The organism is Fibrobacterota bacterium (genome assembly GCA_019509785.1).
Classification (GTDB): Bacteria; Fibrobacterota; Fibrobacteria; order UBA11236; family UBA11236; genus Chersky-265.
Map to the genome: position 1 here is coordinate 253,004 of JAEKLQ010000024.1, position 7,243 is coordinate 260,246.

The 7,243-nt window shown below is 64.0% G+C and carries 4 protein-coding genes; 1 reads left to right on the plus strand and 3 read right to left on the minus strand.

The features are described 5' to 3' along the window. Nucleotides 1–122: 122 nt before the first annotated feature. Complete coding sequence (locus tag JF616_04080; protein ID MBW8886918.1) at nt 123–1,247, minus strand: glycosyltransferase family 4 protein; 1,125 nt, start codon at nt 1,245–1,247, stop codon at nt 123–125. A gap of 101 nt (nt 1,248–1,348) precedes the next feature. On the opposite strand from JF616_04080, the gene JF616_04085 reads away from it, so the two are divergent. Beyond that, entirely contained in the window at nt 1,349–3,121 is a 1,773-nt protein-coding gene (locus JF616_04085) for a sigma 54-interacting transcriptional regulator (GenBank protein ID MBW8886919.1), read from the plus strand. A gap of 20 nt (nt 3,122–3,141) precedes the next feature. On the opposite strand, the gene JF616_04090 is transcribed toward JF616_04085, so the two are convergent. Both JF616_04090 and JF616_04095 read right to left on the minus strand, forming a co-directional pair. Continuing rightward, complete coding sequence (locus JF616_04090) at nt 3,142–6,615, minus strand: DUF5011 domain-containing protein (GenBank protein MBW8886920.1); 3,474 nt, start codon at nt 6,613–6,615, stop codon at nt 3,142–3,144. Then, nucleotides 6,612–7,205, minus strand: a complete 594-nt coding sequence (locus tag JF616_04095; protein ID MBW8886921.1) for a hypothetical protein — start codon at nt 7,203–7,205, stop codon at nt 6,612–6,614. The genes JF616_04090 and JF616_04095 overlap by 4 nt, the downstream gene beginning before the upstream one ends. Between the last annotated feature and the right edge of the window lie 38 nt (nt 7,206–7,243).

Below are 7,243 nucleotides of genomic sequence, written 5' to 3' on the forward strand. Positions count from 1 at the left end.
TCTCCTTCGGCGGGTGAGTACAAGTATAGCGCCCTGCGCGACGCGAAGCACATGGAAGAGGCGGGAAAAGCGTCGGCAGGTTCAGGAAATATAAATATTGGTTATTTCCGCCAGGGAAACCATCAACCCAGCTCCGCTTGGAGCCATTCCCGTTCCCGCGCGGCGATCCCCTCCCAGGAAAAACGCGCCGCCCAGGTCCGGGCGTTCCCGGCCAAACGATTGCGCAAGCCTTCATCCTGGATCAAGGTTTTCAAGCCTTCCGCGAAGGCGGCGGGATCGTCAACGGGCGCCAGTAGGGCCGAATAGCCGTCTTTCAGGCTGTCGCGGAAGCCGTCGGCTTGCGTCGCCAACACCGCCTTGCCGGCGGCGTTGGCCTCCAAGGCGGCGATGCCCCAGCCTTCGAAACGGGAGGGGCTGACGAAGAACAAGCAGGTGCGCAACAGCTCCCGCTTGCGCGCTTCGGGAACGTTCGGGATCAACTCGATGGGCAAGCCCGGCGCGCCGGCGACTAGCTTTTCCACGGCGGCCAGGGCTTGGGGGGAAGCGGCCCCCGCCAGCACCAAACGTAAATCGCCGCGCGATCCAGGCGGCAAGGCCGCGAAGGCGGCCACCAGATGATCGAGGCCCTTCATGTAGATGTCGAAGCGGCCCAGGTAGAGGAGGAACGGCGGCCGGGCCGTTTCGGATGCGAGGCGCAGAAGTTCGCTGTCGAAGCCGTTCTGCGTTTGCAACACCTTGATGCGCGGATTCAAGGCCCGGGCCCGCGCGGCCACTTCGCCGTTGCTGACGATGAGCCGGCGGCCGAACCGGTACAGGAGCCATTCGCTCAACCAGGCCAGGCGGCCCATCCAGGAATACTTCTCGCCCGAACGGCCGCCCACGTAATGATGGGCGACCATGAAGAAGCGCCGGGGCCTAAGGAGTCCCGCGAGCAAGGGGGCGTAGGCGGAAACGCTGTTGCCGATGGCGTCGGCGCGATCGAAAAGCACCCGCAGGTTGGCGGCCGCGGTGAAGACCAGGCGGGAAAGCAGGTAGGACCTGCCGAACCCGATCGCCCGGTACTCCAGGCCGTCGCGGAGGCCGGGCCGGAAGCCCGGGAAAGCGCCTACGAACAAGGTAACCCGCTCCCAGTCGGGGCGCTGGCGCTTGAGGATTTCGAAATCGCGCAAGGCGCCGCCGCCGGACAGCCAGGGATTGCCCGGGCTGTCGTAGGAGTAATAGGAAAGCCGGAGGCCCTTCGCGCTCACCGGCGGCAAGATAAAAAGATGCGGCAGGATTTACGTCCGGATGGATGAACAAGGGATGTTCCATCAACAAGCCCTTCCCGATTGGCTAGTTTTCTTTTGCCATGTACCGCTTCCGCATCTTCTCCAAGGGGAAAGTCCGCCTCTGGCCCCTCCCGGACTCCGTCGTCCTGATCGGATCCGGCGCCGACTGCGATCTCGTCCTCGAAGGCGCCGACATCCCCCCGCTCGCCTTGCGGCTCTCCTTGACCGGCGACTCTTTCCGGGCCGACTCCCTCGATCCCAAGGCCAAACCCATCTTCAACGCCAAGCGAGCCGATGCGGCCGAGGTGCGCACCGGCGATCTGATCGAGTTGGGCGCAACGCGGATCTTGATCGAGAAGGACGCGGACGGAGGGGATAAAAGCGTCGGCGCGGATCCGGCACTCTCCTCCGAAGGCGCGGTCCCGCCCGGTCTGGCGCGCCTTTGCGCCCTGGTGGCCGAAGAACGCGATCTCGAATCCTTGCTCCGCCAGGTCATGCGCCTCTCGCTGGAGGCTTTCCGGGGCGACGAGGCCCTTCTGTTCACCCTCGACGCCGGCGGGAAGCCCGCGGTGGCGGTCTCCACGCGCGATGCCGTCGAACCCTTGTTCAGCGATACCGTTGTGGCCAAAGTGCTGAGCGAGGGCAAGGGCATGTACCTGGCCAACGCCCTCGAAGATCCCGAATACGGCCGATCGCAAAGCGTGGTCGATCTTAAGCTACGCTCGGTAATGTGCTGCCCGCTTTTGACCGCCGGACGGCTCTCCGGCGTCGTCTATATCGGTTCCAACCGGCCTTCCGTTTCCTTCGGCCCGCAGGCCCTGGCCGAGCTCGAGGTCTTCGCCCTGGTGGCGGGCAGCTTGCTCGATCACGTGGCCGCCCTCGGGATGCAGGGCAAACTGCTCGCCGCCTTGGGCCCGCAAGGCGAGGACCCGGGGTTCATCTCCACCTGCCCGCCGATGCGCGCGGCCGTATCCGAAGCGCGCGCGGTCGCCGGCAGCGAGATCTCGGTGTTGATCGAAGGCGAAACCGGCACCGGCAAGGACTTGATCGCGCAGTACATCCACCGCCGTAGCGCGCGCGCCGGCAAACCCTTCCTGGTGGTCAATTGCAGTACCTTGCGAGGCGACATCCTGGCCAGCGAACTGTTCGGGCACAGAAAGGGCGCCTTCACCGGCGCCGTGAACGATCAACGCGGCATTTTCCAATCCGCGGACGGCGGGACCTTGTTCCTCGACGAGATCGGGGAGATGGATTTGCCCTTGCAATCCATGCTGTTGCGCGTTTTGGAAACGGGGATGGTGCGCCCCGTAGGGCAGTCCACCGAGACGCGCGTGGACGTGCGCATCCTCAGCGCGACCAACCGCAAGCTGAAGCAACGGGTGGCCGAAGGCGCCTTCCGCGAGGATCTCTACTACCGCATCAACCAACATCGCATCACCTTGCCGCCTTTGCGGGACCGCGGCGAGGATCTCGCTCTACTGGCGCATTTCTTCCTCGAGAAGGCCAAGGCCCGCTACCCGGAAAAGCGCCTGGCGGGATTCGATCCGGAAACCCTGTTCGCCCTGGCGCGTTACCGGTGGCCCGGCAACGTACGCGAGCTGGCCAATGCCGTCGCCAAGGCCGCGCTTTTCGCCGATGGATCCCGCTTACGCATGGAGCTTCCCGGGGGAGAGGATCAGTTTTTGGATTTGGAGGGGGCCACGCGCCGCTTCCAGAGGGATTATATGCAACGGGCTATGGACGTGTGCGGCGGGGACAAGGAAAAAGCCGCATCCCTGTTGGGGATCGGCCGTAGCACCTTTTTCCGTTATCTGGCCGAAGCCCGCGAAGGCGAAAACGGGCAACCGGGATAGGGCCTTCGCCCCGGCTCGGCTCAATAGGCGAGCATTAGCCGGGTGGCGTATGCCCCGTCGTTCACTTCCCTGCTGAGAATCCCGATTCGATCAGGGGCGTTTTCCGAGGTCACGAAAAACCCGAAATCCTGCGCCGGATCCGTCCGCTTTACGTAATCGGTCACGTCGATCTCGATGACCCGCAAATCCTTGGGTGGAGCCATGCTCATCGTTAAGGCATACGATGCATCAAAGCGTACCTGGACGGTTTGGGCGGCAATCAGGGACGCGTTCTGGGATTGCACGAGATCCTTGTCGTCGCCGGAGACTCCAGTGTATATGGCGGGATTGGTGGAATTATTTTTCGCCCAATCAGGCAAGAAATAATCCCTGAACCAGTCGTCCCCGGTATTCTCCCAAGCGCCATCAAAGTAGAACCAGTTTCCGGTGCCTTCCGTCCAGCTGCGCTTCATCGCCCAGATCTTGATGGAGTAGTCTTGCGCCTTCCCTGGCCAATTATAACTGCTACCCCGGGCCCAGGTGACGAAGCGGATTTTCGCCGACTTGAGCCCGGCCTTGTTCACCTTGGAAAGATCGAACTTGAATAGCGAAAAGTACTGATCCGAAGGGAGGGAAATGGCGAGCATGCCGGTGTACCCATTGTTCGTCGAATTGTAGAAGGTATCGATGGAGGCGTCTTGGGTGACCGGGATGTTCGGCGCGTACAATCCTGCCTTCACCACCCGGAAGGCCTCGGCGACGTTGCCCGACTTATCCGTGCAAGTATAACGGGCGCGGTAGATGCCGTCGGCGGCCCCCGTCGGCGGATCGAATCCCGCGAAGACCGCGGGCAAGGCGCCATCCTTGTCGTCGATGCAGTCGGCCCCCGGGTCGTCGAAGTAGGCCAGGGCCACCACCGGAATGCTGTCCGGGCCGCGCAGCGCGATCAACGGCCTGACCGAATCGGCGGGAGGCAGGACCGGAACGGGGGGCGTAAGCACGGTAACCATGCGGGTTACCGTATCGGCGGCGTTACCTGCGGAATCGGCGCAGCCGAATTTCAGGGGGTAGACCCCGGGCAGGGAGGGATCGACCGCCCCGGAGCGGGCCACCGGCAAGCTGCCGTCGCGGTCGTCCTGGCAGGTCGCCCCCGAATCGGCGTAGGCGAACCCCTTCGGGATGGACGCCGCGGCCGATCCTACCAGGACGATAACCGGTTTAACCCGATCGGGGACGCGGATGACGTTCACCTTGCGGAGGCGTTCCGGCGCGGCGTTCCCGGCCGAATCGGCGCAGCCGAAACGCAGGACTTGGGTCCCGCGTACGCGGACATCGATTACTCCCGCTATGGCCACCGGCAAGCTTCCATCCCGATCATCCTGGCAAGCCGCCCCCGAATCGACATAGGGCCGTCCCTCCCACGCATCCAAGGAGTCGGGACCGCGCAGGGTGATCGACGGCTTCACCGAATCGGGCATCCGCTGGACGAGCACCATGCGGATCTTCTCGGCCGAATTCCCGGCCGAATCCGCGCAGCGATAGGTTATCGGATAGCTGCCGCGCACCAAGGTATCGACCGACCCCGTTACGGTTAGGGACACTGCGCCGTCGCGCTCATCCTGGCAATCGGCGCCGGGATCGGAGAAGGGCCGATGATCGAAGATCACGAGGGAATCGGGCCCCCGCAACGAGATCACGGGCGGGATGGCATCCGGCCACCGAACCACCCGGACCACGCGGTGGGCTTCGGCGGCATTGCTCATCGAATCCGCGCAATGGAAGCGCAAGACCTGGGTCCCGCGCGAGCGGATATCGATTGTCCCGGCAACGGCAACCGGCAAGTTCCCGTCCCGATCGTCCTGGCAGGTCGCCCCCGAATCGACGTACGGCCGTCCCTCCCACGAATCCAGGGAATCCGGACCACGCAGGGTGATCGACGGCTTCACCGAATCGGGCATCCGCTGGACGAGCACACGGCGGATCTTCTCGGACGAGTTCCCGGCCGTATCCACGCATCGATAGGTGATGGGATAGCCGCCACGAAGTAAGGTATCGACTTTGCCGATTACGGATACGGGAAGCACTCCATCGCGATCATCCTGGCATACCGAACCCGGATCGATAAATGACCGATGATCGAAAATCACGAGGGTATCCGGGCCCCGCAACGAGAGCACGGGCGCGATGGCATCCGGGCGCCGCACCACCTGGACCACGCGCTCGGCCTCCGCGGCGTTGTTCATCGAATCCGCGCAATGGAAGCGAAGGACATACCTTCCCCGTACCGAGGTGTCCACTTGGCCGTCGATGGATACGGCTAAGGGACCGTCCCGATCGTCCTGACAAGCGCTCCCGGAATCGACATAGGCCTGATGGTCGAACGTGGCCACCGAATCGAGGCCCTTGAGGGTTAGGACGGGCTTTACGGAATCGGGCGCCCGCACAACGCGCACCACGCGCTTGAGCGTGGGAGAGTGGTTGCCCGCCGAATCCTCGCAGACGTAACTGAGAGGATACTCCCCCCGCTTGTTCACATCGACGGCGCCCGTGATGGTCGCCGGCAGCTTCCCGTCATGGGCGTCCTGGCAGGTCGCTCCGGGATCGGCCCAAGCCGTGCCTTCGATTACCGTCAGGCTCTCGGGCCCAGCCAAAGTGAGCTCGGGGGCGAGGATGTCGGGCCAGGGTAGGACCCGCACGTGCCAGATCCATTCCGGGGACCGGTTCCCGGACGAATCGGCGCATTGGTAGCCGAGCTTGAAACTCCCGGGCGAATGGGTATCCAGCGAGCCGGAACGGATGGGGACCAGGCCCGTATCGCGATCGTCGCGGCAGGCGAACCCCGTATCGGCGAAGGCCGCGCCCGCGGACAAAGTGAGGCTGTCGGCCGGATGGAGCAGTACGGGGGCCAGGGTATCCGGCCATCGCCGTATCGCGACGTATTGCACGCGACGGGAAACGTTACCGGCCCGGTCCCGGCACGCGTATTCCAGGGCATAGGCGCCGGCCCGAGAGCTGTCCACCTTTCCGCTCACGGTAAGGCGGGGCAACGCGATATGATCGTCCACGCAAGTCGCGCCAGTGTCGAGGACGGGTTGTCCCTCGAAGAAGAGCAAGGAATCATTTCCCTTCAGGCTGATGCGCGGCGGCTGGTTGTCCCAGGCCGGCGCGGAGTCGATGCGCGGCTGCCCGGAGCCGCGTATCTCCACCTTCAAGCCATAGCCCGCCCACCCGTCCCTAACGCCCAGGATGAGTACGTCCACCGGGCCGCCCTGGTAATGTTCGGCGCGCAGCTTGGACAACTCCGACACTTCCCGGACGGGAGCGTTCCAGAGGGTATCCAAAACGGAATCGGTGCCCGCGGCCATCGTCACCACCACCACCGTATCGAAGGTCAGCAAGGTATCGGGCGCCAGGATTGAGATATAGCGCGTGGCATCCTGGTTTTCCGCGACATTGCAAGAAGCCAGCAGCGCCAATAACGCGCCGATCGCCAGGCATGCCAGGATTCTCTTCATTGCTTGTTCCGGATATCGACGACGGTGACTTGGGGATGCGGCTGCGGGGTTTGTATTGCGTACCAATAGGCCCCGCCGCCCGCCGCGGTCATCGCCGCGGCCCCGATGCCCCACCAAAGCCAGGCACGGCTTTTCCCCGCCCGGGATCGGAGACGAGGGCCGTTTCCCGCTGGCGGCTTCGGCGTCGCATCCGCGCCGAATTCCCCTTCCCGATTTCGATGCCCCGCCTCCGTCTTAAGGGCCTGGAAATGGTCGGCGATGGCCGGAGACACGTAGAAACGATCGAGTTCGAGCCCGGGATCCAGCGCGAAGGCCGAATGCAATGTCGTATCGGCGCGATCGGTCCGGCCCTTGGCGTAATAGGCCACCCCCAGGTAAAGCAAGGACTTCGCATGATCCGCGGAATCGGCCCGGTTCGTCGCCTGGGAAAGGAAGCCCGGGTCGGCGACCATCGGTTCCAATGACCGGATGATGCTGTCGTACTCTCCCCATTTGAACAGCTCTTCGGTCGTGACGATGGGCCCGGCCGCGTCGGCCAATGCCGCGGACGCCGTCACGAGCATCAGGAGGATTATTCGCCGGGCGGACATCAAGGGACGTCCTCGATTCGATCCAGGCTCAGGCGAAG